The 24,631-nt window shown below is 34.7% G+C and carries 22 protein-coding genes; 13 read left to right on the top strand and 9 right to left on the bottom strand.

Features of this window, described 5'->3' with window-relative positions; genetic code table 11:
* Nucleotides 1-22 precede the first annotated feature (22 nt).
* The 7 genes from porV to OZP09_RS15350 all read left to right on the top strand — a co-directional run bounded on the left by porV (nt 23) and on the right by OZP09_RS15350 (nt 8,510).
* Complete coding sequence (gene porV, locus OZP09_RS15380; protein ID WP_269234615.1) at nt 23-1,213, top strand: type IX secretion system outer membrane channel protein PorV; 1,191 nt, start codon at nt 23-25, stop codon at nt 1,211-1,213.
* 73 nt (nt 1,214-1,286) lie between these two features.
* Nucleotides 1,287-1,769, top strand: a complete 483-nt coding sequence (gene cdd, locus OZP09_RS15375; RefSeq protein WP_269234614.1) for a cytidine deaminase — start codon at nt 1,287-1,289, stop codon at nt 1,767-1,769.
* A gap of 160 nt (nt 1,770-1,929) precedes the next feature.
* Nucleotides 1,930-2,928 carry a pyruvate dehydrogenase (acetyl-transferring) E1 component subunit alpha gene (pdhA, locus tag OZP09_RS15370; RefSeq protein ID WP_269234613.1) on the top strand — a complete coding sequence of 333 codons (999 nt, stop codon included), beginning with the start codon at nt 1,930-1,932 and terminating at the stop codon, nt 2,926-2,928.
* A 9-nt stretch (nt 2,929-2,937) separates the two neighbouring features.
* Nucleotides 2,938-4,569 carry a dihydrolipoamide acetyltransferase family protein gene (locus OZP09_RS15365; RefSeq protein WP_269234612.1) on the top strand — a complete coding sequence of 544 codons (1,632 nt, stop codon included), beginning with the start codon at nt 2,938-2,940 and terminating at the stop codon, nt 4,567-4,569.
* 95 nt (nt 4,570-4,664) lie between these two features.
* A complete protein-coding gene (locus OZP09_RS15360; RefSeq protein WP_269234611.1) occupies nt 4,665-6,512 on the top strand; it encodes a hydrolase/aminopeptidase in 1,848 nt (615 codons plus the stop codon).
* Between the two features lie 506 nt (nt 6,513-7,018).
* A complete protein-coding gene (locus OZP09_RS15355) occupies nt 7,019-7,549 on the top strand; it encodes a carboxymuconolactone decarboxylase family protein (protein ID WP_269234610.1) in 531 nt (176 codons plus the stop codon).
* An 82-nt stretch (nt 7,550-7,631) separates the two neighbouring features.
* Nucleotides 7,632-8,510, top strand: coding sequence for a helix-turn-helix domain-containing protein (locus tag OZP09_RS15350; protein WP_269234609.1), 879 nt, complete (start codon nt 7,632-7,634; stop codon nt 8,508-8,510).
* 82 nt (nt 8,511-8,592) lie between these two features.
* Here OZP09_RS15350 and OZP09_RS15345 read toward each other — a convergent pair whose 3' ends face one another.
* The 4 genes from OZP09_RS15345 to OZP09_RS15330 form a co-directional block, all read right to left on the bottom strand.
* Nucleotides 8,593-9,264 carry a fibrobacter succinogenes major paralogous domain-containing protein gene (locus tag OZP09_RS15345; RefSeq protein WP_269234608.1) on the bottom strand — a complete coding sequence of 224 codons (672 nt, stop codon included), beginning with the start codon at nt 9,262-9,264 and terminating at the stop codon, nt 8,593-8,595.
* Between the two features lie 11 nt (nt 9,265-9,275).
* Nucleotides 9,276-9,845, bottom strand: a complete 570-nt coding sequence (locus OZP09_RS15340; protein ID WP_281309621.1) for a hypothetical protein — start codon at nt 9,843-9,845, stop codon at nt 9,276-9,278.
* A 65-nt stretch (nt 9,846-9,910) separates the two neighbouring features.
* Nucleotides 9,911-11,026 carry a hypothetical protein gene (locus tag OZP09_RS15335; protein WP_269234606.1) on the bottom strand — a complete coding sequence of 372 codons (1,116 nt, stop codon included), beginning with the start codon at nt 11,024-11,026 and terminating at the stop codon, nt 9,911-9,913.
* Nucleotides 11,027-11,190: 164 nt separating this feature from the next.
* Nucleotides 11,191-12,438 carry a glycosyltransferase gene (locus tag OZP09_RS15330; protein ID WP_269234605.1) on the bottom strand — a complete coding sequence of 416 codons (1,248 nt, stop codon included), beginning with the start codon at nt 12,436-12,438 and terminating at the stop codon, nt 11,191-11,193.
* A 112-nt stretch (nt 12,439-12,550) separates the two neighbouring features.
* On the opposite strand from OZP09_RS15330, the gene OZP09_RS15325 reads away from it, so the two are divergent.
* Entirely contained in the window at nt 12,551-13,132 is a 582-nt protein-coding gene (locus OZP09_RS15325) for a MiaE family protein (RefSeq protein ID WP_269234604.1), read from the top strand.
* A gap of 42 nt (nt 13,133-13,174) precedes the next feature.
* Nucleotides 13,175-15,934, top strand: a complete 2,760-nt coding sequence (locus tag OZP09_RS15320; RefSeq protein WP_281309620.1) for an AsmA family protein — start codon at nt 13,175-13,177, stop codon at nt 15,932-15,934.
* A gap of 291 nt (nt 15,935-16,225) precedes the next feature.
* On the opposite strand, the gene rpmA is transcribed toward OZP09_RS15320, so the two are convergent.
* Both rpmA and rplU read right to left on the bottom strand, forming a co-directional pair.
* Entirely contained in the window at nt 16,226-16,486 is a 261-nt protein-coding gene (gene rpmA / locus OZP09_RS15315) for a 50S ribosomal protein L27 (RefSeq protein WP_017497241.1), read from the bottom strand.
* A 24-nt stretch (nt 16,487-16,510) separates the two neighbouring features.
* Entirely contained in the window at nt 16,511-16,954 is a 444-nt protein-coding gene (gene rplU / locus OZP09_RS15310) for a 50S ribosomal protein L21 (protein ID WP_269234602.1), read from the bottom strand.
* A gap of 275 nt (nt 16,955-17,229) precedes the next feature.
* On the opposite strand from rplU, the gene OZP09_RS15305 reads away from it, so the two are divergent.
* Nucleotides 17,230-18,552: a M16 family metallopeptidase gene (locus OZP09_RS15305; protein WP_269234601.1), complete on the top strand. Its 1,323-nt coding sequence runs from the start codon at nt 17,230-17,232 to the stop codon at nt 18,550-18,552.
* Nucleotides 18,553-18,562: 10 nt separating this feature from the next.
* The gene (locus OZP09_RS15300; protein ID WP_269234600.1) at nt 18,563-20,611 is read left to right on the top strand and encodes an insulinase family protein; all 2,049 of its coding nucleotides are present in this window, start codon (nt 18,563-18,565) and stop codon (nt 20,609-20,611) included.
* Between the two features lie 101 nt (nt 20,612-20,712).
* Here the strand turns inward: OZP09_RS15300 and OZP09_RS15295 are convergent, their stop codons facing one another.
* Nucleotides 20,713-21,579 (bottom strand): DMT family transporter, encoded by an 867-nt coding sequence (locus tag OZP09_RS15295; RefSeq protein ID WP_269234599.1) that lies wholly within the window; start codon nt 21,577-21,579, stop codon nt 20,713-20,715.
* A 100-nt stretch (nt 21,580-21,679) separates the two neighbouring features.
* Between OZP09_RS15295 and OZP09_RS15290 the strand changes: the two genes are divergently transcribed.
* Together OZP09_RS15290 and OZP09_RS15285 are read left to right on the top strand one after the other, a co-directional pair.
* Entirely contained in the window at nt 21,680-22,060 is a 381-nt protein-coding gene (locus OZP09_RS15290; RefSeq protein ID WP_269234598.1) for a heavy-metal-associated domain-containing protein, read from the top strand.
* A 180-nt stretch (nt 22,061-22,240) separates the two neighbouring features.
* Entirely contained in the window at nt 22,241-22,702 is a 462-nt protein-coding gene (locus OZP09_RS15285; protein WP_269234597.1) for a VOC family protein, read from the top strand.
* 67 nt (nt 22,703-22,769) lie between these two features.
* On the opposite strand, the gene gldD is transcribed toward OZP09_RS15285, so the two are convergent.
* Both gldD and OZP09_RS15275 read right to left on the bottom strand, forming a co-directional pair.
* Nucleotides 22,770-23,330: a gliding motility lipoprotein GldD gene (gene gldD, locus OZP09_RS15280; protein ID WP_269234596.1), complete on the bottom strand. Its 561-nt coding sequence runs from the start codon at nt 23,328-23,330 to the stop codon at nt 22,770-22,772.
* A gap of 1 nt (nt 23,331) precedes the next feature.
* A complete protein-coding gene (locus OZP09_RS15275; RefSeq protein WP_269234595.1) occupies nt 23,332-24,624 on the bottom strand; it encodes a gliding motility-associated protein GldE in 1,293 nt (430 codons plus the stop codon).
* Between the last annotated feature and the right edge of the window lie 7 nt (nt 24,625-24,631).

Genomic DNA, 24,631 nt, shown 5'->3' with positions numbered 1-24,631 from the left:
ACTAACACCTTATTTAAAATAAATGAAAAAAATATCCTCTTTATTATTTTATTTTATTATCATATCACTTGCCAAAGCACAAGAAAGACCAATTACAACAGGAGTTCCTTTTTTACAAGTTGCAGCTGACGCAAGAGCAGCCGGACTTGGTGACCAGGGAGTTGCTACATCTGCAGATGTATTTTCCCAACAATGGAATCCTGCAAAATATGCATTTTCTATTGACAAACAAGGATTTTCTGTCAGCTACACTCCTTATTTGACTGATTTGGTTAATGACATTTCATTAAGCCAGGTAACTTATTACAACAAAATCAATGAACGAAGTGCTTTTGCCGGAAGCGTGCGTTATTTTAGTATAGGTGATATTGAGTTAAGACAGAATCAAACAGATCAGCCAAATACGGTTAAACCTTCTGAATATGCAATCGACGGATCATACTCCTTAAAATTAAGCGAAATGTTCTCTATGGCAGTAGGAGCGAGATTTATTAGCTCCAATTTAGGAATCACAACTGAAGGACAAAGTTTATCTGCGGCCAGATCATTTGCATTTGATGTTGCCGGATTTTATCAGTCTGAAGAAGTTGCCTACAGAGATTTCAACGGAAGATGGAGAGCCGGTTTTAATTTTCAGAATCTGGGGCCAAAAATCAATTACGATTTAAGTGATTCTGATAATGGCTCAAACTTCCTTCCTGCCAATTTAAGATTAGGAGGAGGTTTCGATTTTATATTAGATGATTATAATAAAGTAGCCGTTGGCCTTGAATTTACGAAATTACTTGTTCCAACACCGCAAATACCCGTACCAGTTGATTTAAATAATGATGGAGATACTACCGATGCTGGTGAAACTAATGGTGTTCAGGAAGCTAACAATAAATATAACTCTATCGGCTGGGTACCTGGAATTTTTAAATCATTTGGTGATGCACCGGGTGGCTTTAGCGAAGAGCTAAAAGAAATTACTTACAGTCTTTCTGGAGAATACACTTATCAGGATTCTTTTTCGATGCGTGCAGGATATTATCACCAAAGCCCAGAGAAAGGTGCAGTAAAATTTTTCTCATTAGGAGCAGGTTTTAAATACAACATTGTTAAAGTAGATGTTTCCTACTTATTCTCAGCATCAAAAGTTAAAAATCCGTTAGAAAATACTCTTCGTTTCTCATTAACTTTTAATTTTGGGGAAAAATACGAAGAGTATTAATCAGACTAGAAATAAAACAATATCAAATCCAAATTCTACAAAGGAATTTGGATTTTTTTTCCCTTAAAAACAAATGAAAGAAATAAATATAACAACCTCATTTTTGGTTTTCGATACTTTAGAAGAATTACCAAATGACATTCAGGATTTAATGAGTCAGGCTGCTGAAATCCGAAAGAAAGCCTATGCTCCATATTCTAAGTTCAGAGTTGGTGCAGCTTTATTATTAGATAACGGCAAAATTATTTTAGGATCAAATCAGGAAAATGCTGCCTATCCATCCGGATTATGTGCAGAACGCGTCGCTATTTTTCATGCAGGAAGTGTTTATCCCGAAGCTAAAATTTTAAAAATGGCAATTACAGCTGCATCAGACCTGAATCAGACCCAGGCTCCTATTCCGCCCTGTGGTTCTTGCCGTCAATCGATTGCAGAATATGAAATTAAACAAAACACCCCTATAGAAATCTATTTTATGGGAGAAATTGGTGTAATTTATCAATCCGCATCCCTCAAAAACCTGCTTCCTTTCATGTTTGATAAAAAGTTCTTGTAAAAAAAGCCAAAAAACAGCTTTTAAATTTTAGTTCTTAAATGTAATGTCTTATTTTTGCATCCCGACCCTTCGGGCGCAAATTTGTGGGAGGAAACTATTTTTGCGTTATAGGTGATATTGATAACACAAAAAAACAACTTTAGCAAAAGAAAGAATTCAGATGAAAGAAGTTACAAAAGAGGTTTACTTAAAGTGGTATGAAGACATGCTGCTTTGGAGAAAGTTTGAAGACAAACTTGCAGCATTATACATCCAACAAAAAGTCAGAGGATTTCTTCACCTCTACAATGGTCAGGAAGCAGTATTAGCAGGAGCTTTGCATGCTATGGATTTGACTAAAGACAAAATGATTACTGCATACAGAAATCACGTTCAGCCAATTGGTATGGGAGTTGACCCAAGACGTGTTATGGCCGAGCTTTTAGGAAAAGCAACAGGAACATCTAAAGGTATGGGAGGTTCTATGCATATTTTCTCAAAAGAACACCGTTTTTACGGAGGTCACGGAATCGTTGGAGGACAAATTCCGGTAGGAGCTGGTTTAGCTTTCGCTGATAAATATTTTGAAACTGGCGGTGTAACTATGACTTATTTTGGTGACGGAGCTGCAAGACAAGGTTCTTTACACGAAGCTTTCAACATGGCGATGTTATGGAAATTACCAGTTGTATTTATAGTTGAAAACAATGGTTACGCAATGGGAACTTCTGTAGAAAGAACTGCAAACCACACTGACATCTGGAAATTAGGTTTAGGTTATGAAATGCCTTGCGGACCTGTTGATGGAATGAATCCTGTAAAAGTTGCTGAAGCAATGCACGAAGCCATCGAAAGAGCGCGTCGTGGAGACGGACCAACATTCCTTGAAATGAAAACGTACCGTTACAGAGGACATTCAATGTCTGATGCTCAATTATACCGTTCTAAAGAAGAAGTAGAAGAGTACAGAAAAATTGACCCAATTACTCAGGTTCTTGATGTAATTATGGATCAAAAATATGCTACTCAAGAAGAAATCGACATAATTGACCAAAGAGTTAAAGACTTGGTTGAAGAGTGTCAGAAATTTGCTGAAGAATCTCCATACCCAGACTTACAACAATTATACGATGTAGTATACGCACAAGAAGACTATCCATTTACACCTCATAAACTATAACATTATATTATGGCTATAAAAGTAACAATGCCTCGCTTGAGCGATACTATGACGGAAGGAACGGTAGCGACTTGGTTAAAAAAAGTAGGCGATAAAATTAGCGAAGGAGATATCCTTGCTGAAATTGAAACAGACAAAGCAACAATGGAGTTCGAATCTTTTAACGAAGGAACTCTTTTACATATTGGAATTCAGGCTGGAGAAACTGCTCCGGTTGATTCATTATTAGCTATCATTGGTAAAGAAGGAGAAGATATTTCTGCTCTTCTTGCTGGTGACGCTCCTGTTGCAGAAGCTCCAAAAGCGGATGCTCCTTCTGCTGAGGCAAAAACAGAAGCTGCTCCTTCCAAAGCTGCAGCTGAATTACCAAAAGGTGTTGTAGTGGTAACTATGCCACGTTTGAGCGATACCATGACTGAAGGAACAGTTGCAACCTGGTTGAAAAAAGTAGGTGATGCTGTTGCTGAAGGCGATATTTTAGCAGAAATTGAAACAGACAAAGCAACAATGGAGTTTGAGTCTTTCAATGCTGGTACTTTATTATACATCGGAATTCAGGAAGGAAGTACTGCGCCTGTTGACAGCTTATTAGCGATCATCGGACCTGCAGGAACTGATATTTCCGGAATTGCTGAAAACTATACTGCCGGAGGTGCTGCACCTGCAAGTGCTCCTGCCGAAGAAACAAAAACTGCCCCTGCTGCTGAAAAAGCACCAGAAGCTGTAGCTGACAATTCAAATGGAAGAGTTTTAGCTTCACCATTGGCTAAGAAAATTGCTTCTGACAAAGGAATCCAATTATCACAGGTTAAAGGTTCCGGAGAAAACGGACGTATCGTAAAAAGCGATATCGAAAACTTTACTCCATCTGCACAAGGGCAAGCTACTACTTCTGCGCCAGCTGCTAAACAAGAAGCGTCTGCTCCTGCTGCTCCAAAAGTATTCGTTCCTGCGGGAGAAGTTTACACAGAAGAGATCAAAAATTCTCAAATGCGTAAAATCATTGCAAAACGTTTGGCAGAATCTTTATTTACAGCACCTCACTACAACTTAGTGATCGAAGTAAGCATGGACGAAGCAATGGGTGCTAGAGCAACAATCAATACTGTTCCTGATACAAAAGTATCTTTCAACGACATGGTAATTAAAGCTTGTGCTTTAGCCTTGAAAAAACATCCAAAAATCAACTCTCAGTGGAAAGAAGATGCAATTATCATCAACCACCACGTTAATATTGGTGTTGCTGTTGCTGTTGAAGACGGATTAGTAGTTCCTGTATTGAAATTTACAGATGCTATGAGTTTATCTCAAATTGGTTCTGCTGTAAGAGACCTTGCAGGAAGGGCTAAAAACAAAAAACTTGGACCACAAGAAATGGAAGGAAGTACTTTTACAGTTTCTAACCTTGGAATGTTTGGTATTACTGAATTTAATTCAATCATTAATCAACCAAACTCTGCAATCCTTTCTGTAGGTGCAATCGTTGAGAAACCAGTAGTTAAAAACGGTCAGATTGTAGTTGGAAACACGATGATGCTATCATTAGCTTGTGACCACAGAACAATTGATGGTGCAACTGGAGCTCAGTTCTTACAAACATTAAAACAATACATTGAAAGCCCGGTTACTATGCTGGCGTAATTCTTTGTGAATTTTATAATTAAATCCCGTCCCGAAGTTTTTCGGGACGGGATTTTTTATTTAATTTTCATCTTCAAAATTCAATTCTTCACCATATGAAAAAGCTAATCTATTTAACTTTGTTTCTGACAGCCATTGCCTGCCAGAAAAAAGAGCAAACCGAAAAACAAGCAATTATTATCGATGAACACAGCTATTCTAAACCAGAACTTGCAGTTGTTAAACATTTAGATCTTGATATTAAAGTTGATTTTGAAACCCAGACTATCTCAGGAAAAGCTTCCTGGCTGATTGACAATATTAGCAAAGGAAACGAAATTATTTTCGATGAAAACACTTTAAATATTTCGAAAGTTACTTTAGGCGAAGAAGAGAAAGAAACGAAATTCGAATTAGGAGAAGATACCGAATTTCACGGAAAACCGCTTCATATTACCATTGAACCCAACACAACTAAAGTAAACATTTACTACAGCACAACCAAAGATGCTATTGCATTACAATGGCTTACACCGGAACAAACTGCAGATAAAAAGAAACCTTTTTTATTCTCTCAAGGAGAAAGTGTCTGGTCACGTACCTGGATTCCGTGTCAGGATACACCGGGAGTTCGTTTTACCTATAATGCAAAAGTTACGGTTCCTAAAGATTTACTGGCAGTAATGAGCGCCGTAAATCCGCAAAAGAAAAACGATACTGGCGTTTATACTTTCAAACAAGATAAAGCGATTCCATCTTATTTAATGGCAATTGCAGTTGGAGATATAGAATTTCAGGCAATTGACAAAAGAACTGGAGTTTATGCAGAACCTTCAATGTTGAAAAAATCGGCTTGGGAATTTGCAGAGCTTGGAAACATGGTAAATGCTGCAGAAAAATTGTACGGACCTTACAGATGGGGACGTTATGATGTATTGGTTTTACCTCCAAGTTTTCCTTATGGCGGAATGGAAAACCCGAACTTAACTTTCTTAACTCCAGGTGTAATTGCAGGAGATCGTTCTTTAACTAGTCTTTTAGCACACGAATTAGGTCATAGCTGGAGCGGCAACTTAGTTACAAACGCTACATGGGATGATATTTGGTTAAACGAAGGCTTCACCACTTATGTAGAACACAGAATTGGAGAAGCCATTTTTGGAAAGAAAGAATTTGAAATGCAAAACGTTATCACCAACAAAGAATTAACGGATAACGTAGCTGAATATGGCGATACAAATCCAGATACAAGATTAAAAGTTAGTTTGACTGGCAGAAATCCAGACGACGGAATCAGTATGATTCCTTATGTAAAAGGATATGCTTTTTTAAGAGTGATTGAAAATGCTGTTGGAAGAGAAAAATTCGATCCGTTTATTAAAAATTACTTTGATTCTCACGCTTTCAAATCTATTACAACAGAAGATTTTGTAAAATACATCAATGAAAATCTTATCAAAGGCGATAAAGCTTTAGCTGATAAAATTAAATTAGAAGACTGGATTTACAAACCGGGAATTCCATCAAACGTACTTCCTGTAAGTTCTCCTGATTTTGATGCAATTGACGCGATTCAAAAAAGCTGGAGAGAAACTGGCATTGCAGGATTAAATAAAAAAATTACGACAACTGCAGAAAAACAGCATTTTATAGATCATCTTCCAGCGGATATTACAGTTGCAGAAATGGAAGCTATTGATAAAGAATTCAACTTTACAAAAGGCGGAAATTTCATTATCAAACGTCAATGGTTTGTTCAGGCATTAATTCACCAATATAAACCAGCTTATCCTGCAATTGAGCAATTCTTAATCGGAATAAGCAGAACCGGATCTGTAATGATGCTTTACAAAGAAATGGTTAAAACTCCTGAAGGAAAAGTTTGGGCGAAAGAGGTTTTTGGGAAAGCAAAATCGGGTTATCATGCTACTACAATTCAGGCTATTGAAGGGATTTTGAAATAGTTTTTTCTTAAAACATAATTTTCAAAAAAGGCTGTCTTTTTAGACAGCTTTTTTTATGCGTAATATTTGTCATTCCGAGGAAAGAGGAATCTCCGCAAGAAATTCCGCAATCAGAATCGGCAATCTTTGTAGAGCTAATTGCGGAGATCCTTCCTTCGTCAGGATGACAAACTAGACGAAAAACTTAACCGAAAATGACAAAATAAACTAAAACCATGTTATGAAAACGAGTTCCCTAGCCCAGATTGAAGTGGAAAGCCCGGAACACAAAAAATTAATTTTTCTTGCCAGAAAACAGCGACCAACGGAAGCTCGTTTTATGGCTTAGAAAAATAGTTTTTTGTGTGAGGACTTGAAGCGAAAAGCTGGATTAGCTTCTAAAAAAACATGCAGGAAAAATTGTCCATCACATAGCGTCAATCCTCCATGTTCTAAAATCTGTAATCGTCGCACCTTTGTAATGTCAAAAGACAACAACAAATAATAACAATTAAAAATTAAATAAAATGACACGATTAACAGCATTAAACCCGGAAGAAGTAACAGGAAAAACTAAAGATTTGTTCAACGCTGTACAGGCAAAACTAGGCGTTGTTCCGAACATGATGAGAACAATGGGAAATTCCCCTGCAGTTCTTGAAGGATATTTAAACCTAAGCGGTGCTTTGAGCCACGGAAAATTAAGCGCGAAAACAGGAGAACTAATCGCCTTGGCCGTTTCAGAAAGCAACTCTTGTGATTACTGTTTAGCAGCTCACACTTTTATTGGAGAAAAATTAATTAAAGCAGATCCGGAAGTTTTAAAAGCAGCAAGAACAGGAAACTCTGCTGATGCTAAAACAGAAGCTATTTTACAATTGGCCAAAACTTTAATCAGCAAAAATGGCTTAGTAAATGATGAAGATGTAAACAAAGCTAAAAATGCAGGAGTTGCAGATGCTGAAATCGCTGAAACTATTGCTCACGTCGCTTTGAATGTGCTGACAAATTATTTCAACAATGTCGCAAATACTGAAATTGACTTTCCTGCAATTTAATTTCAGAATAACAAAAATCAATTTATAAAGATAGTTCTGAATTATTTTCATGGCTATCTTTATATTTTTAAAACCGCCCTTTATGATTTCTCAAAATGTTTACACTTTAATAAATCCGAAAACCGGAAATTTGGCCTTTAAAATTCTTCCATTTGAAGATAACATTCATTTTGATCATTTACAGCGCAATAATTATTACTCCTTAATTTGGGTAACCAAAGGAAAAGGGAAAGTCAAAGCCGATTTTGCAGAACATCATTTTGAAGAAAACTCACTCCTCGCCTTTTCTCCTTATCAGCCTTTTATGCTTTGTGTAAGCGAGCCAATTGAAGGAATCGCGATTCACTTTCATCCTGATTTTTATTGTATCCATATGCATCAAAAAGAAGTTTCATGCAATGGTGTTCTATTTAATAACATTTATCAGCCGCCTTATGTAAAAGTTACGGAGCAAGCTGAATTGACTTTTAATATGGTTATCGACCAAATGAAAGCCGAGATTCAAAATGCTGAATTGGCGCAATACGAACTACTGATTTCGTATTTGAAAATATTCTTGATCACAGCATCAAGATTAAAGACAGAACAATTGGAAGAAATGAATTCGGTTCCAGATGCAAAAGAGCCTGTTATTCTTCAAAACTTAAAAGATGCGATTGAATTGAATTTCAAAACCAAACATTCTGCAGGAAATTATGCTGACTTGTTGAATATTTCTCCCAAAGCCCTCGCAAAACTATCCAAGAATTATTTCAATAAAACGTTAACCGATTTAATTTCGGAAAGAATTATTATTGAAGCTAAAAGAGAATTATACCTGACCAGTAAAACCGTCAAAGAAATTGCATACGAATTGGGCTATGATGACGAGCATTACTTCAGCCGTTTCTTTAAAACCAATGCCGATGTTTCACCTCAAATGTATCGTGAGACAGTTGGTTTTGGAAAAATGGACGCCTAATTTTTATTTTTAGCCTCTATCCATTTTGCCATATATTTTGTGCTTTTTAGTGTATGATGCTGCAAGCGAACGTCCTATACAACTATTCCTTTTTAATACATTTAACCGAAAAACCATATTTCTTAAAAACATTATCTCTTCTTACATCGGCGAAAGCCTGAAACATTCTGGAGCTCCAATGATAGAATTCAAAACTTCCAGTTGTAGTCCAATAATATCCGTTCGATTTCAGCATATAAAAAGAACCTTCTTCGTCTCTGTATCCTCCCGGTAAAGCAGTAAAACCTGTCGCATTGTTGCCAACCGTATTAGATGGCAGCCAATGTGAGTTACCTTTCTCTTTCAAAAAAAGCCCTATTGCATTAGAATTTATAAATGATTCTAATTCTCTCAAATCTTCTTCTGCGGGAATCCTCCAGCCTTGTGGTGCAATACGACGGCTATCCTGTAAACAATTGTAATTGTATAAAAATCCATACTCTTTTATAAAAACAGTATCATTATTATAGAAAGAATAACCTGCTTGTTCTTTCTTTTTCCAATCTTTGTTACTTGTGATTTTTTTAATCGAATCTCCATTATTAAACCGGGTAACCTTTAGATTTTCTACCATCCAGGTTTGCTTTCCGATTTTGATTGTATGGTATATGTTCCCGTCTATGTCTTCGACTGTTTCTGCATTTTTACAGGAAAATGCAAAACATAAGAAAATAAAAAGAGCTGTATAATTATAAATAGATCTAAGTTTTTTCATATTCAATTATTCTAAAGCATTTTAAAATTCTTTATATGTCCATTTTCTTCATAAAACACGAAATGATCTTGTTCTAAATTCCGCAGAAGAAACCCATTTTTCTTTATAACCAATGATTCAGGTACTTTTTTCACAACATCTGTCCTTCCTGCAGGTTTTATTGATATACAAAAATTCACTCCCTCAGCAGTTATATTTTCAATTGAAAAAGGCGAAATCCAATAGGAATAATCCTTATCAGCAGACAAGATAATTACCAACTTCAATTTGTTTTCATCCTTGACTAATAATGCATAATCAAGAAGCTGATCATTGTTTATATCCGTAAAACATTCATTTGGAATTGTCCCGGAATCATAAAAATCCCAAAACAGCTTAGAATATTCTTCTTTTTTTATTATTTCAACTGATCGAAATTGACGAAGTACATTATCTTTTATCTTCTCAGGAATTATAAAAACATTGTTTTGCTCCGAAATAGTTCTTTCAAAATCTACAATGCTTTCTTTAGACGAATCATTACATCCGGTAAGGCATAACACAAATACAAAAAAAACTAATCGGCTTATTAATTCATTCATAGAAAAAGTTATAATAAAAGCGATGGAAAAAATCACATCGCTTTTGGTTTCTATATTACAATAAATTACCAGATACCGTTTGCAGCAGTATAGGTTTGTCCATTTACTTTAGTACTGCAATTAGTTGCATTTTGATGCTGAACATTAGGATGTCCGTTAGTTACGGTGCCTCCCAGCACTTTTGTATTACTCGCATTTTGCAACAAAATACCCTGAATAGCTGTATTGGCAATATCTACAGTATTTACTGTACAACCGTTGCTGCCCGTAACGCTAAAGAATCCGCGTCCACTGCCTCGGGAATATACTTTAGAACAAACTACATTTGGTCCGTTATTATTGGCACAGCGAAAAGTCGCATAACCTGTAACTGAACCCGTTGTACTGTTATTCGTTCCTGTAACCGTACCCACTGTTCCATTTTTGGATTGATTGAGTAATACTCCGCAAGCCGCATTATTGCTGGAAGTTACGTTTCCAATAGAAAACCCGTCAACACCATAAGTTTCAATAGAATTATCTCCGCCAGTAATATTAATAGTACCACTAATTGTCAGATTGCTGGTTGCGGCTGTACTGTTATCGACCCTGATTCCCAATCCTAAATCAGCCTGAGGCACACCTATGTTCATGGTAATATTACTAATATTCATAACCGTACATCCTTTGAACCAAATCCCATATCGTGGTTTCCCTGTAACCTTGAGATTTTTTACTTCAATATTCGTTTTTCTGTCGGCCCAAACTGGAATAACCAAAGCATCGCCGCTATTCGCATTGAAAGTATTGTTTGCAAAATCTAAACCGGTATAACTGGCCATATTTACATATTTCAGAGATCCACCAGTTGAACCGGAAGCTCCTGAAACCCGAATAGTTACCCACTCTTTTGTATCTCTCCCAGAAGTAAGATTGTTAATCGCAGCCTGTATAGCAGCCACATAATCAGAACCTGTGTATTTGGCTACACCGTTTACTTTAGCAATATAAGCTCCTGTTGAACCGGTTACTTCACCTGAAAGATTACCGCCTTTTGCTGTCGAAGGTTTAGTCCCATTTTCATTTTGTACTGCAACTTGTTTGTTTGTTTCTAAACTTTCGCTTTCACAGCCTACAAATAAGTTCAGACCAACGAATAACACTGAGACTATAAAAAATCCCTTAAAAATTTGTTTTTTCATAATACTTTTTTGGTTTGATAGTTAATAAGCAAGTAAATTATTACTATTTATCTCATAAACTATCCTGTGCAATCCTTCTTTATAAAAAACACAAATAATTAATAACGAACTAATTAAACCTTAATTAAAACCTACAAACCAAACGATTCGAATCAACAAAAAAATTAAAGATTCTTATTCTTTGCCTCTATCCATTTTGCCATATATTTTGTGCTTTTTAGTGTATGATACTGCAGGAGGCTTCCCATAAAATTATGAAGACGATGAGTTTCAGAATTATTCAATAATGAATTGACTCTGTTTATTAATTTTTCCGAATATTTATTTTTTGAATAACATTCGTTTATAATTGCAATTCCGTTTTTTTGAGATTGCTTCCAAAGATTTTCATCCTGATAAAGTGAAATTGCTTTTTTAGCAAACTCATCTGGATTATCTTCAATAAAACCATCCCAAGGCAAATTTTCATGCATAGCTTCAGAACCTATACTTGTGGTAACACTTGGCGTTCCGCATTGCATCGCTTCTAATAATTTGCCTTTTAAACCTGCTCCAAAACGTATTGGTGCCAGGAGAACTCTTGATTTTTTTATAATTTCATTTGCATCTTCTGCTCTTCCCATGATAAAAAACCCGTTTTTAGGCTGATGCAATTGTAATACTTTTTGCGAAGGATAAGCTCCATAGATTTCCAGGACAGCTTCTGGCCAATCTTTTTTAATTAAAGGCCAAATAGCTTCTTTTAAATATTGAACCGTATTCCAATTGGGTTCATGCAGAAAATTTCCGATGAAAACAAAATGCTGCCGTTCTTCAAAAGAAGGCAATTGTTGCAAATCTTCTGCTGACATTTCTTCAACTAAAAAAGGTAAATATTGCAATAAACCTGAATCGATTTTAAAAACATCTTTTAAAACCTTCATTTCAAATTCAGAAATTATATAACTCAAGTCACATCTTAAAATACTGGCAATTTCTCGTTTAGCTACTTCCTCAGAAAGTAAATCCGTCAACTCAAAAGTCCGGTTTTCCTTAAAAGCTTTTTGCCTTGCTGTTCTTAAGCAATGTAAATCTTCTGTATCTAATAGCCGAAGGGCTTTTGGGCAATTTTCTGCAACACGCCATCCAAATTGTTCTTCAATCATGAAACGATCAAATAAAACAACATCCGGATCAAGTTCTATTATGAAATTATCAAAACTCGAATTATTCAGCTCAATTGATTTTCTTTCAACATCAAATTCAGACAAATCAACCATAAAATCACTGTCCTGTGCAGCACTTGCAAAAGTAATTTTGAATCCATTTTCACCAAAAATTGAAATTAGCTGCATCATTCTTCCGCCAGCAGCAGAAGAATTTGGTTCAGGCCATACAAAGCCAATGATTAAAAGTTTTTTTGTTGGATTCATTTTAATTCTTTGAACTACAAAATAATGCATTTTTAAGCGTATTTACATGATGTTTCCTGATTTAAGCTGATAAAAAAGAACTAATTTTGCAAAATATAAATCTGCAGTAATTATGTTAGGATTAAAATTAGCCACAGATCCTCGTTGGGTAAATATCGTTGAATCTAATATCGAAGAAATTTTAACGGATCATGCATGGTGTGAGCAAAAAGCAGCTTCAAACGCGATAAGCTTAGTTACGTATAACTCTGAATTAGAGGAATTGGTAACCGAAATGCTTGTTATTGCCAGAGAAGAACTGGAACACCTGCAAATGGTTCACAATTTAATCAAGAAAAGAGGCCTGACTCTGGGGCGTGAGAGAAAGGATCATTATGTAAATGAGCTTTTTAAATTCATGAAAAAAGATGGCAGCCGTAAAGATGCTCTTTGCGATCGCTTATTATTTTCAGCAATGATAGAAGCCAGAAGCTGCGAACGTTTTAAAGTGCTTTCTGAAAATATAAAAGACCAGGAATTGGCCAAATTTTACCGCGATTTGATGATTTCGGAGGCAGGGCATTACACCACCTTTTTAGGGTTTGCCAGAAAATATGCTGATAATGTAGATGTAGATAAACGATGGGCAGCATGGATTGAGTATGAAGCTTCCATTATTACCAATTATGGAAAAAGCGAAACTGTTCACGGATAATCATCGCTTTAATCATTGTATAAACAACTTCTAATATTATTTATGTCAAAAAACAAAACTAAATCTATCTTATTAAAAATTGCCAAATATTCCGGAATAACGTTTGTGGTTGTTTTGGGATTACTTTTTTTGACACCTATTGTTTTTGCCGATAAAATCAAGGAACAGATTAAAAAGACTGCAAATGAAAAACTGAGCGCAGAACTGAATTATTCTGATGTTTCACTTTCTTTTTTTCATCATTTTCCTTCGTTAACTTTGACTTTAAATGATTTGCATCTGAATGGCTCTGCTCCTTACACAAATGAAAAATTCATTACAGCTAAAGAAGTATCTTTTGGAATTAATGTCGCTAGTCTGCTATTTAGCAAAGAAGTAAAAATCGATCAGATTTATTTATCGGATTCCTTTATTAATATAAAAGTGAATCCAAAAGGAGAGGCAAATTACAACGTTTATAAATCTTCTTCACAACAGGAAAAATCAAAAGACAGTTCAGATACTGCTTTAAAGCTGGAGAGAATTGAAATATTGAACAGCAAAATCATTTACGATGACCAGTCAACCAAAGTGCATTTTGACGCTTTGGGATTTAACTATCTGGGAAAAGGGGATTTAAACAAGGCTGTTTTCGACTTATACTCAAAAGCCAAAATTGAAAAACTAAATATTGTTTATGAAGATGAACCCTATCTGATGAACAAAAAGATAGATGCTGATTTGATTACGAAAGTAAATGTAAACTCTTTGTCTTTTTATTTACAGCAAAATAACTTAAAAATCAATCAGCTTTTGGTTGATTTCAAAGGGAAATTTGACTTTTTGAAAGATGGTTACAATATGGACTTTGTTATTAAATCTGACAATAGCGATTTGTATGATATTTTCACTGCATTTCCACCAAAATATATTACCTGGCTTTCTAAAACCGAATTAAAAGGAAAAACCAATTTGCTTTTTACCCTGAAAGGAAATTATATCGCTTCCCAAAACATTGCCCCGGATTTAAATTTAGATGTAAAAATCGATAACGGATTTGTAAATTATGATAAAAGTGCTTTTCCGGTTTCAAATTTAAATCTGGAAGTTAAAACAACAGTTCCTTCATTAAATCCAGACCTTTTAATTGTTGATGCCAAAAATTTATCTTTAAATATTAATAAAGATTATCTAAAATCAAAATTTTATATAAAAGGAGCAAACACACCTGATATCAATGGTGATTTTAAAGCCAAAATTGATCTTGACAAATTAAGCCACGCTTTAGGAATTCCAGGAATTACCCTAAAAGGCACATTGACCGGAGACATTAAAACCAATGGTAAATTTGATCAAAAAAACAGACTTTTTCCAACTACAAAAGGTTTTATTGATTTAAATAATGGATATGTCAAAACCAAATATTACCCAAATCCAATTACAAATATTGTTGTAAAAACTACAATTGACAATCAAAAAGGTACTTTTGATGATTTAAAAGTGAAACTAAAACCTGCTCAGTTTACTTTTGAAGGAAAACCTGTTTTTGTATCAGCAGACCTGAACAATTTTGATGATTTACATTATGATATAAGAGCTAAAGGAGAGCTTGATGTTAATAAAATATACAAAGTCTTTTCTACAAAAGGTCTTGATTTGGATGGATTTATAAAAGCTGATCTGGCTTTAAAAGGAAAACAAAGTGATGCTACAAAAGGAAATTACAGCAAACTTAACAATAAGGGAACGCTTGAATTACGAAACATCGGAATTGCATCAGAATATCTTCCTAAAAAATTCATCATTAAAGAAGGAATATTTAAAATCAATCAGGACAAAATGTCCTTCAATAACTTTTTGGCTGCTTACGGACAATCTGATTTTAAAATGAATGGCTACCTGCAAAATGTTTTTAATTATGCCATCACTAAAACCGGAATTCTAAAAGGTTCTTTTACAGTTTCTGCGCGATATATTAACGTAGATGAATTTATGACGACTACGAAAACCAACACAGCTGAAGCAAAAAAACCTGCTCATCAAACGGAAACAAAACCAGAGACAACGCATCAGACCGGAGTTATCATAATTCCGTCGAATCTAAACCTGCAGTTGATGACAAATGCACAAAAAGTATATTTTGACAAGCTTAACCTTCAAAATGCAAGAGGAAACTTAAGCATGAAAAATGGCAAACTCAACATGCGAAATACAGGATTTAATTTAATTGGCTGCAATGTCAGCATGAATGGTAGTTATGAATCTGTCACTCCTCAAAAAGCAAATTTTGATTATGCCATTACTGCGTCAGACTTTGATATTAAAAGGGCGTATAATGAAATTGAAGTGTTCAGAAAAATGGCCAGTGCTGCTGAAAAAGCGCAGGGAATTGTTTCTTTAGATTATAAACTAAAAGGTCGCTTAAACGGAAATATGGAGCCTGTTTATTCGTCTTTAGCAGGCGGAGGAACACTTTCTGTAAAAGATGTAAAAATAAGAGGATTGAAAATGTTTAATGCAGTAAGCAACAAAACAAGTTCTGAAGCCATAAAAAATCCTGATGTTTCCAGAGTTGATATAAAAAGCACAATCAAAAACAACATCATGACTGTTGAACGTTTTAAATTTAAATTTGCCGGATTCAGACCAAGAATTGAAGGCACAACAAGCCTGGACGGGAAACTGAATTTAAAAATGCGTTTAGGACTGCCTCCGTTAGGCATATTTGGAATTCCATTGACTGTTACAGGAACACAGAATAACCCAAAAGTAAAAGTTGGCCGACATACTGAAGACCTGGAAGAAACTCAGGATACTGAGTAATAATAATATCAAAATTCAATAGCAATATCAAAATTCAATTTTGTAAATTCTAAATTCCAATCATCAAACAGCCTTTGTCAAAGTGTAAAACTGAGACAAAGGTTTTTTCTTTTACAAATAATGATTGATTATAATGTTTGTTATAAATGACAAACATAAAAGAAAATGGGAGCGTAATTATTAAATGAACTTATATCACTTAACATGGTCAAAATAAACTTTGCTTTTTTTATACTAAACAAAAAACCCGATCTTTTAAGACCGGGTTTTCTATAATAATTTATCTAATGATTATGCTTCGAATGGAAGGATAGATACATAAGATTTGTTATCTTTTTTCTTTTGGAACTTAACAACACCAGCTACTCTTGCGTGTAGTGTGTGATCTTTACTGATGTAAACGTTTTCACCTGGATTGTGTTTTGAACCTCTTTGTCTAACGATGATGTTCCCAGCAATAGCAGCCTGTCCACCAAAAATCTTAACGCCTAGACGTTTTGATTCTGATTCTCTACCATTCTTCGAACTACCGACACCTTTCTTGTGAGCCATGACGTATGAGTTTAAATATTGTTATTATTCTTCTTTAGCTTCTTTTTTTGCTTTTGGAGCTGCTGCTTTTTTTGCTTTTGGAGCTGCTTCAACTTCAGTAGCCGGAGCTTCTTCTGCTACAACTGCTTTTTTAGCTGCTGCTTTTTTAGTTCCGCCTGCTGCAGTAATACCTTCAATTACAATTTGTGTAAGATATTGTCTGTGACCATTTCTCTTTTTGTATCCTTTTCTTCTTTTCTTTTTGAAAACGATAACTTTATCACCTTTTAAGTGTTGTAACACTTTAGCTTCTACTGAAGCACCTTCTATAGCTGGGGCGCCTAAAGTTACGCTTCCGTTATCATCTAATAAAAGAACTTTGTCAAAAGAAACTTTTGAACCTTCTTCATTAGCCAAACGGTGAACATAAACCTTTAAGTCTTTGCTTACTTTAAATTGTTGCCCTGCTATCTCTACGATTGCATACATACCAAATTGATTTATTGATTTTTAAGGTTGCAAATATACAATTAAAAATTTACTATGCAATCCCTTATTTCAAAAATATTTTTAAGACTTTCAAGTCTGCTTTTCAGGACTTTGTACTATATCTTCAGATAGATTCAAAAGTAGAAGATTGTTAAAATACACCTAAATAAAGACCTATTCTTAAATGATGGCTAAAAAAACTTATTTTTGATGTAACATAAACCAACTCTTGAATACCTACACTTATTAATAGGTAAAATAAATTATTAATCTTTATGAAAAAATCAATAATGATGTTAAGTGCTGCAATAATGCTTGGCGGAGTAGCTCATGCCCAAAAAGTAGCTTTCGAAGAATACAATTTAGACAATGGTATGCATGTTATTCTGCACAACGATCCCTCTGCCCCTGTGGTTGTTACTTCTGTAATGTATCATGTAGGTTCAAAAGACGAACGACCTGACCGAACGGGTTTTGCACATTTCTTTGAACATCTATTATTTGAAGGAACCCAAAATATAAAACGCGGTGAATGGATGAAAATCGTTACCGCAAATGGAGGTGTAAACAATGCCAACACCTCTGATGACAGAACCTATTATTATGAAGTTTTTCCATCAAATAGTTTAGAATTAGGGTTATGGATGGAATCTGAACGTTTGATGCACCCAATTATTAATAAAATTGGCGTTGACACTCAAAATGAAGTTGTAAAAGAAGAAAAAAGAATGCGTTACGACAATCAGCCTTACGGAAATATTTTACCTGAGGTTAAAAAATACATGTTCAAAAATCATCCATACCGCTGGACGACTATTGGCTCGATGCAAGATCTTGACGCTGCCACTCTTGAAGAATTTCAGGCTTTCAACAAAAAATTCTACACCCCAAACAATGCGGTTTTGGTTGTTGCGGGAGATTTCGACAAAACCAAAACCAAAGAATGGATTCAGAAGTATTTTGGACCAATTCCAAAAGGGGAAGTTTTAAAAAAACAAACTTATAATGAAGAACCGATTACACAAACCATAAAAGCATCTTATGAAGATCCAAATATTCAGATTCCGATGGTAGTTGCTTCATACAGAACCCCATCAATGAAAACAAGGGACGCAAGGGTTTTAGATTTAATTTCTTCCTATTTAAGTGACGGAAAAAGCTCTAAACTATACAAAAAAATAGTGGATGACAAAAAAATGGCACTTCAAATTGGTGCTGTTGGTTTTAGTCAGGAAGATTACGGAATGTATATATTATATGGTTTGCCAATGGGTAAATATACTACAGCTGACATCTTAAAAGAAATGGACGAAGAAATCGTAAAAATCCAAACGGATTTGATTTCTGAGAAAGACTATCAAAAATTACAAAATAAATTTGATAATAATTTCGTCAATGCCAATGCAAGTGTTGAAGGAATTGCAGAAAATCTGGCTTCTTATTATTTGCTTTACGGAGACGTAAACCTTATTAATACCGAAATCGATATCTACCACTCTATTACCAGAGAAGAAATCAGGGAAATCGCTAAAAAGTATTTAAACCCTAATCAGCGTTTAATTTTAGATTATGTTCCTTCAAAAAAAGTTCAAAACTAAGCCCCGAATCATGAAAAAAATACATACAGTTTTAATCCTTTTATTCCTTACCGGAATTATGCAAGCACAAGATCGTCCACAACCCAAACCAGGAAACGCACCAGTAGTTAACATCAAAAAACCGCAAACTTTTGTTTTGGCAAACGGCATGAAAGTTTTGGTCGTTGAAAATCATAAATTACCAAGGGTAAGTTTTAATCTTACACTGGACAATGCCCCTTTTACCGAAGGAAATAAAAAAGGTGTTGATGAATTGACCAGCAGTTTAATTGGAAACGGAACCAAAAAAACAACCAAAGAAGCGTTTAACGAAGAAATTGACTTTTACGGAGCAAACATCAATTTTTCATCACAGGGAGCTTCTGCAAGTGCTCTTTCAAAATACTCAGGACGTGTCTTAGAACTTTTGGCAGAAGGTGCTTTACAGCCAAATTTCACTCAGGATGAATTTGATAAAGAAAAAGCAAAAATGCTGGAAGGGCTTAAAGCTGATGAAAAAAGCGTTCCTGCCATAGCCAACCGTATTGTAGATGTTTTAACTTTTGGAAAAAACCATCCTTCGGGAGAATTCGTTTCAGAAGAAACACTTAAAAATGTTACTCTTGATGATGTTAAAGCTAATTATAACACTTATTTCGTCCCTGAAAATGCTTATTTAGTTATAGTTGGTGACATTAAATTTAAAGAAACAAAAGCAGCTGTAGAAAAGCTTTTTGGAGGGTGGAAAAAACAAACTGCTCCAAAAAACACATATCCAAATCCGGAAAATGTTTCTAAACTTCAGATAGCTTTTGTAGATGTTCCAAATGCGGTTCAATCTGAGATTTCTTTAGTCAATACAGTAAATCTAAAAATGAGCGATCCTGATTTTTTTCCTGCTGTAATTGCAAATCAAATTTTAGGAGGTGATTTCAATAGTTACCTTAATATGAATTTACGCGAACAGCACGCCTGGACATACGGAGCAAGTTCGAATATTGGAAGCGGGAAATACGTAACCAAATTCAAAGCTTCGTCTGCTGTTCGAAATGCGGTTACAGATAGTGCTGTTGTACAATTTATCAAAGAAATTAAAAGAATCCGAACTGAGAAAGTTTCTGAAGATGTATTAAAAAATGTAAAAGCAGGTTACATCGGAAGGTTTGTGATGCAGGTTGAAAAACCTCAGACTGTTGCGCGTTATGCTCTTAATATTGAAACCGAAAAGCTTCCGGCTGATTTCTACGAAAAATACATTCAGACCATTAACAACGTTACAATTGATGATATTAATCGGGTATCGAATAAATATTTTCAAATCGACAATATGCGAATTGTAATTGTGGGAAAAGGATCTGAAGTACTTCCTGGTCTGGAAAAACTACAGATTCCGATTTCTTATTATGACAAATACGGAACCCCTGTTGAAAAGCCAGCTACCAAAAAAGAAGCTCCGGCAGGAATTACTGCAAAAAGCATTTTTGACAATTATATTAAAGCAATCGGAGGAGAAAAAGCCGTTTCTGTAGTAAAAACATTATTCATGAACGGAACTACAACAATTCCGCAGGCACCAGCTCCATTGACTTTTGTTTCAAAATTAGATTCGAAAGGAAAAATGATGGTTTCTCTTTCTATGGGAAGTATGGCTTTGATGAAACAGGTTGTAAACGAAAAAGGCGCTTATTTAGAGCAGCAAGGACAACGCAAAAATTTAGAAGGTGCAGATTTAGCTGAAATGAAAGCGAATGCAGCCCCCTTTGAAGAATTGCAGTTAAGCAAAAGAACAGATTTAACCGTAAGCGGAATTGAACAAATAAACGGCAATGATGCTTATTCTATAAAAGACGGCAAAACAATATACTTTTACGATGTAAAATCAGGGTTAAAAGTAGCCGAAACTAAAGTAAAAGAACAAAGCGGGCAATCGACTACACAAACAACCTATTTTAATGATTATAAAGAAGTAAAAGGTGTAAAAGTTCCTTTTAACTTAATACAAAATGCAGGTTTTGAATTAGATATTAAAATGTCTGATGTCAAAATCAATGAAGGGGTTACTGAAAAAGATTTTCTTTAAAATCTAACATTGTTAAAAACGAAAGGCTGTCAGTTACGACAGCCTTTCTGTTTTTAGTTTGTGTCATTTCGACAAACTAATATTCAAATCTTTCCAACCTTTTATTTTTTCGCCGACAAATAAACCCCAATTAAAATCACAAAAGCACCAAAAAACTGAATTGGCGTCAGCATCTCATTATCCAGCAATCCCCAAAAGAAAGCCACTATCGGAATCAAATAGGTTACAGAAGTTGCAAATACCGGCGAGGACATTTGTATTAATTTAAAGAACAAAACATTTGCTATTCCGGTTCCTAAAATCCCCAAAATCATTACAAACAGAACAGAATATTGCGTTGTTTCAATATGGATTTTTTGTGCAAAATCTGTAGTACTTAAAATTATTAAAGCAGGTATAAATAAAACCGCAAAATTTCCTGTGGTAATACTCAGCGAATTCAAATCAGATAGATATTTCTTGATCAGATTAACGTTAATAGCATAACACAGCGTTGCAATTACAACTAAAATCAGATAATAATAATTTTGCCCTGTATGACCTGAAGCACCGTTCAAAACCAATAACAAACATCCAACTAATCCAATAAAAACGCCTAAAACCTGACGTTTCTGAAACTGAATTCCAAAAAATATAATTCCTAAAACCAATGTATTTAAAGGTGTCAGCGAATTCAAAATAGCCACAATCGAGCTATCCACCTGAGTTTCTGCGATTGCAAAAAAGAAAGCCGGAATAAAAGTTCCAAAGAAAGAAGTCAGAGCAACAAATTTCCACTGACGAACTGATATTTTCTTTAAACTTGAAAATCCGACTATAAGCAAAAACAAACCAGCAAAAATAATTCGGAGTGAGCCTACCTGAATTGCCGTTAATCCAACCAATCCTCTTTTTATCAGAATAAATGAACTTCCCCAAATTAGCGAAAGCAGTAATAAATAAAACCACTTTAATTGTTTTGCACCCATAAAATCATATTTTAATGCAAATTTGTAATAATTTTAGGAACTGACCTTTGCTTTTTTATTAATTTTGCAACAAACATATTGACAACTAAAATTATATATAATGAAATTTACAAAAATAATAACATCATTAGCCATTGCAGGCCTGGTATTGGTAAGCTGCAAAAAAGAGGAAGACAAAAGTTTAGCAGTTGCAAAAGGCGAAAAAACTGAAGCTCCAAAAGAACATAAACCAATCTCTGCAGAAAATGTACAGACTGCCAGTTTTACAATCGACGGGATGACCTGTGCGGTTGGATGCGCTAAAACTATCGAAGAAGAATTAGCTAATCTTGACGGGGTAGAAAAAGCTTCTGTTGATTTTGATAAAAAAACTGCAACTGTAACTTTCGATAAAACCATTCAAAATCCTGAATCTTTGACAAAGGTTGTCCAGGAAACAGGAGATGGAAAAACATATAAAGTTTCGAATATGAAATCGTAACTAAGGCACGACTATCTAATTCTGATAAAAAAAATAATTTTTAGACAGTAATAAACTCAGGTTTACTACTGTCTTTTTTTCTGATTATTTTAAAAATTATATTCCCTCTTATAATTTGCCTATAATCTTCGAAATTGCAGTAAAAAACAAAATCGATTTGCCATAACATATACATAAAAAATGAACCTTAAATTTAGTCATATCGATATTTTAGTTAATGACCTTGAATCAGCCTGTAATTATTACACAAAAATACTTGGTGCTGAAATTTCAAAAAAGTTCACCTGGGAAAGAGATAAACTTCATGTCAAATACGCTGTTGTAAAAATTGGCCAGGAACATTTTATGCTTGTAGAGCCTTTTAAGGGAAATTTAAAAAATCTGCTCGATACCAAAGGTGAAGGAACAATATATCGTCATTGCTATTCGACTCCTGACATTGAAGCTGTTTTTGATGAATTAATAGCTTCAGGCGTTCAACCAGAAGACGAAAACGGAAATCCTTTATCAAAAGAAAGCCTAAATTCTCCCAGCGGAGTCAGAATTATTTGGCTTCCGAAACGTTTTGGAGAATTCTCAATTGAAATACTTGAAGAGACAGGACTTCAGCAATTCATAAAAGAAGCTTTTTCAGAATCCTAAATTATATCAGATATTTTAAACAAACAAAAGGCGCTCTCAATCGGAACGCCTTTTGTTTGTTTTTTATTTACTTCCACTTCAAAGTCTCCATAAGCCTCTGCATATCATTTTTGATATAACTTGCTGCGGGCATTACGGAATCGAAATTGGGTTTACTGTAAAAATAAACCGATCCAGTGATGAAATGCTTTGTACTGTCCGTTGCATAAAACTGTGAGTTCGTTGCCGCATTTCCGTTTACCTGATAGAACATGCCGTAAACTTTTTTCTGAGGATTTAAATAAGGTTGTTCTAATATATCATCTGCTTTGATAACATGTTCGTAGGTAAGTTTCTGAGCATCTCTAAGCAGTTTATCGATATTGTTATTTACTGGTTTATAGGTCAGGTAAATAGTTGCTTTCATTTTTGGATATGTAATCGCAAATCCACATTCTTTTTCACCCTTAATTACAGCATCCTCATTCATTTCAAACGAAAAAGGACATGTGTTTTCAAAGTTTACATATTTAGCCATCGGATAATCCAGACGCAAAAAAGCAGCCGGCTTTGGCAAAACATCATCTTTACAGCTTATAACAGTGAGGCTCAGTAAAATTACTGCTATCCAAATTGTTTTTTTCAACATCTTATTCTATTGTTACTTTTATTTGTTTTATGCGTTTATTATCAACAGTCTCTATAGTAAATACACAGTTTTCAAACGCTATTTTTTGATTCTTTTTAGGGAAATTGCCCAGAATTTCAAGAATAAATCCTGCTAATGTTTCTGCCTCTCCTTTACGTGATTCAAAAAGGTCTTCATCAACATCAATAATTCTGTAAAAATCCTTTAGATTAATCTTTCCTTCAAAAAGAAAATTATTTTCGTCAATTTGGGAGAAATTTAAATGCTCATCATCAAATTCGTCACTGATATCGCCAACTATTTCCTCAATTACATCCTCTAAAGAAACTAAACCTGAGGTTCCTCCGTATTCATCAACCACAATCGCCAAATGACTTTTAAGGCTCTGGAAATCTTTAAGCAGATTATCTAATTTTTTATTCTCAGGAACAAAAAAGGCTTCTCTGATTAAGGTGGTCCAGTCAAATTCGGTCTTATCAATATGAGGCAGTAAATCCTTAACAAACAAAACGCCCTCAATCTGGTCAATATTGTCACGATAAACCGGAATTCTTGAAAAACCAGTTTCAATTATTTTGGGATAAATTTCCGCAAACGTTTCTGATATTTCCAGTGCAAAAATATCAATCCTGGGACTCATTACCTGTTTGGTATCTGTATTTCCAAAAGAAACAATTCCTTCCAGAATTTTCTGTTCTTCACTTGATGTCCCTTCCGAATCGGTAAGCTCTAATGCCTGCGAAAGCTGATCTACTGAGAAATTTGTTTTTTGTTTTCCTAATTTATTGTGCAAATATAGCGTAACGGCACGCATTGGCAAACTTACAGGAGAAAGTAATTTATCTAAAAATGCAATTGGGTAAACGACACGTTTGGCAAATTTTATATTATTACGGCTCGCATAAACCTTTGGCAAAATCTCTCCGAACAACAAAATCAGGAAAGTAACCAAAATAACCTCTAAAAGAAATTTTAATGAATCAGAAACGACATCCTTAAAAATATTTCTGCCGATAAAAGAAAAAAGGACAACGACCCCAATATTCAAAAAATTATTCGCAACCAATAATGTAGCTAAGAGTTTTTTGGGTCTATCCAAAAGATTGGAAATTATTTTTCCCTTCGGGTTATTTTCCTGCAGTACATCTTCGATTTCTTTTTGAGACAAGGAAAAAAAGGCAACTTCAGCACCAGAAACAATTGCTGATAAAAAAAGTAAAATAAATATTCCGACAAAACCAACAATTAGATTGGTCTCTGTGTATACAAAAAATAAACTGGGCTCCGGGTCCAAATTAAAA

This window comes from Flavobacterium flavigenum (assembly GCF_027111255.2).
In the GTDB taxonomy this organism is placed as follows: Bacteria; Bacteroidota; Bacteroidia; order Flavobacteriales; family Flavobacteriaceae; genus Flavobacterium; species Flavobacterium flavigenum.
The sequence above is the reverse complement of the archived record's forward strand: the minus strand, read 5'-3'. Positions and strand labels throughout refer to the sequence as shown.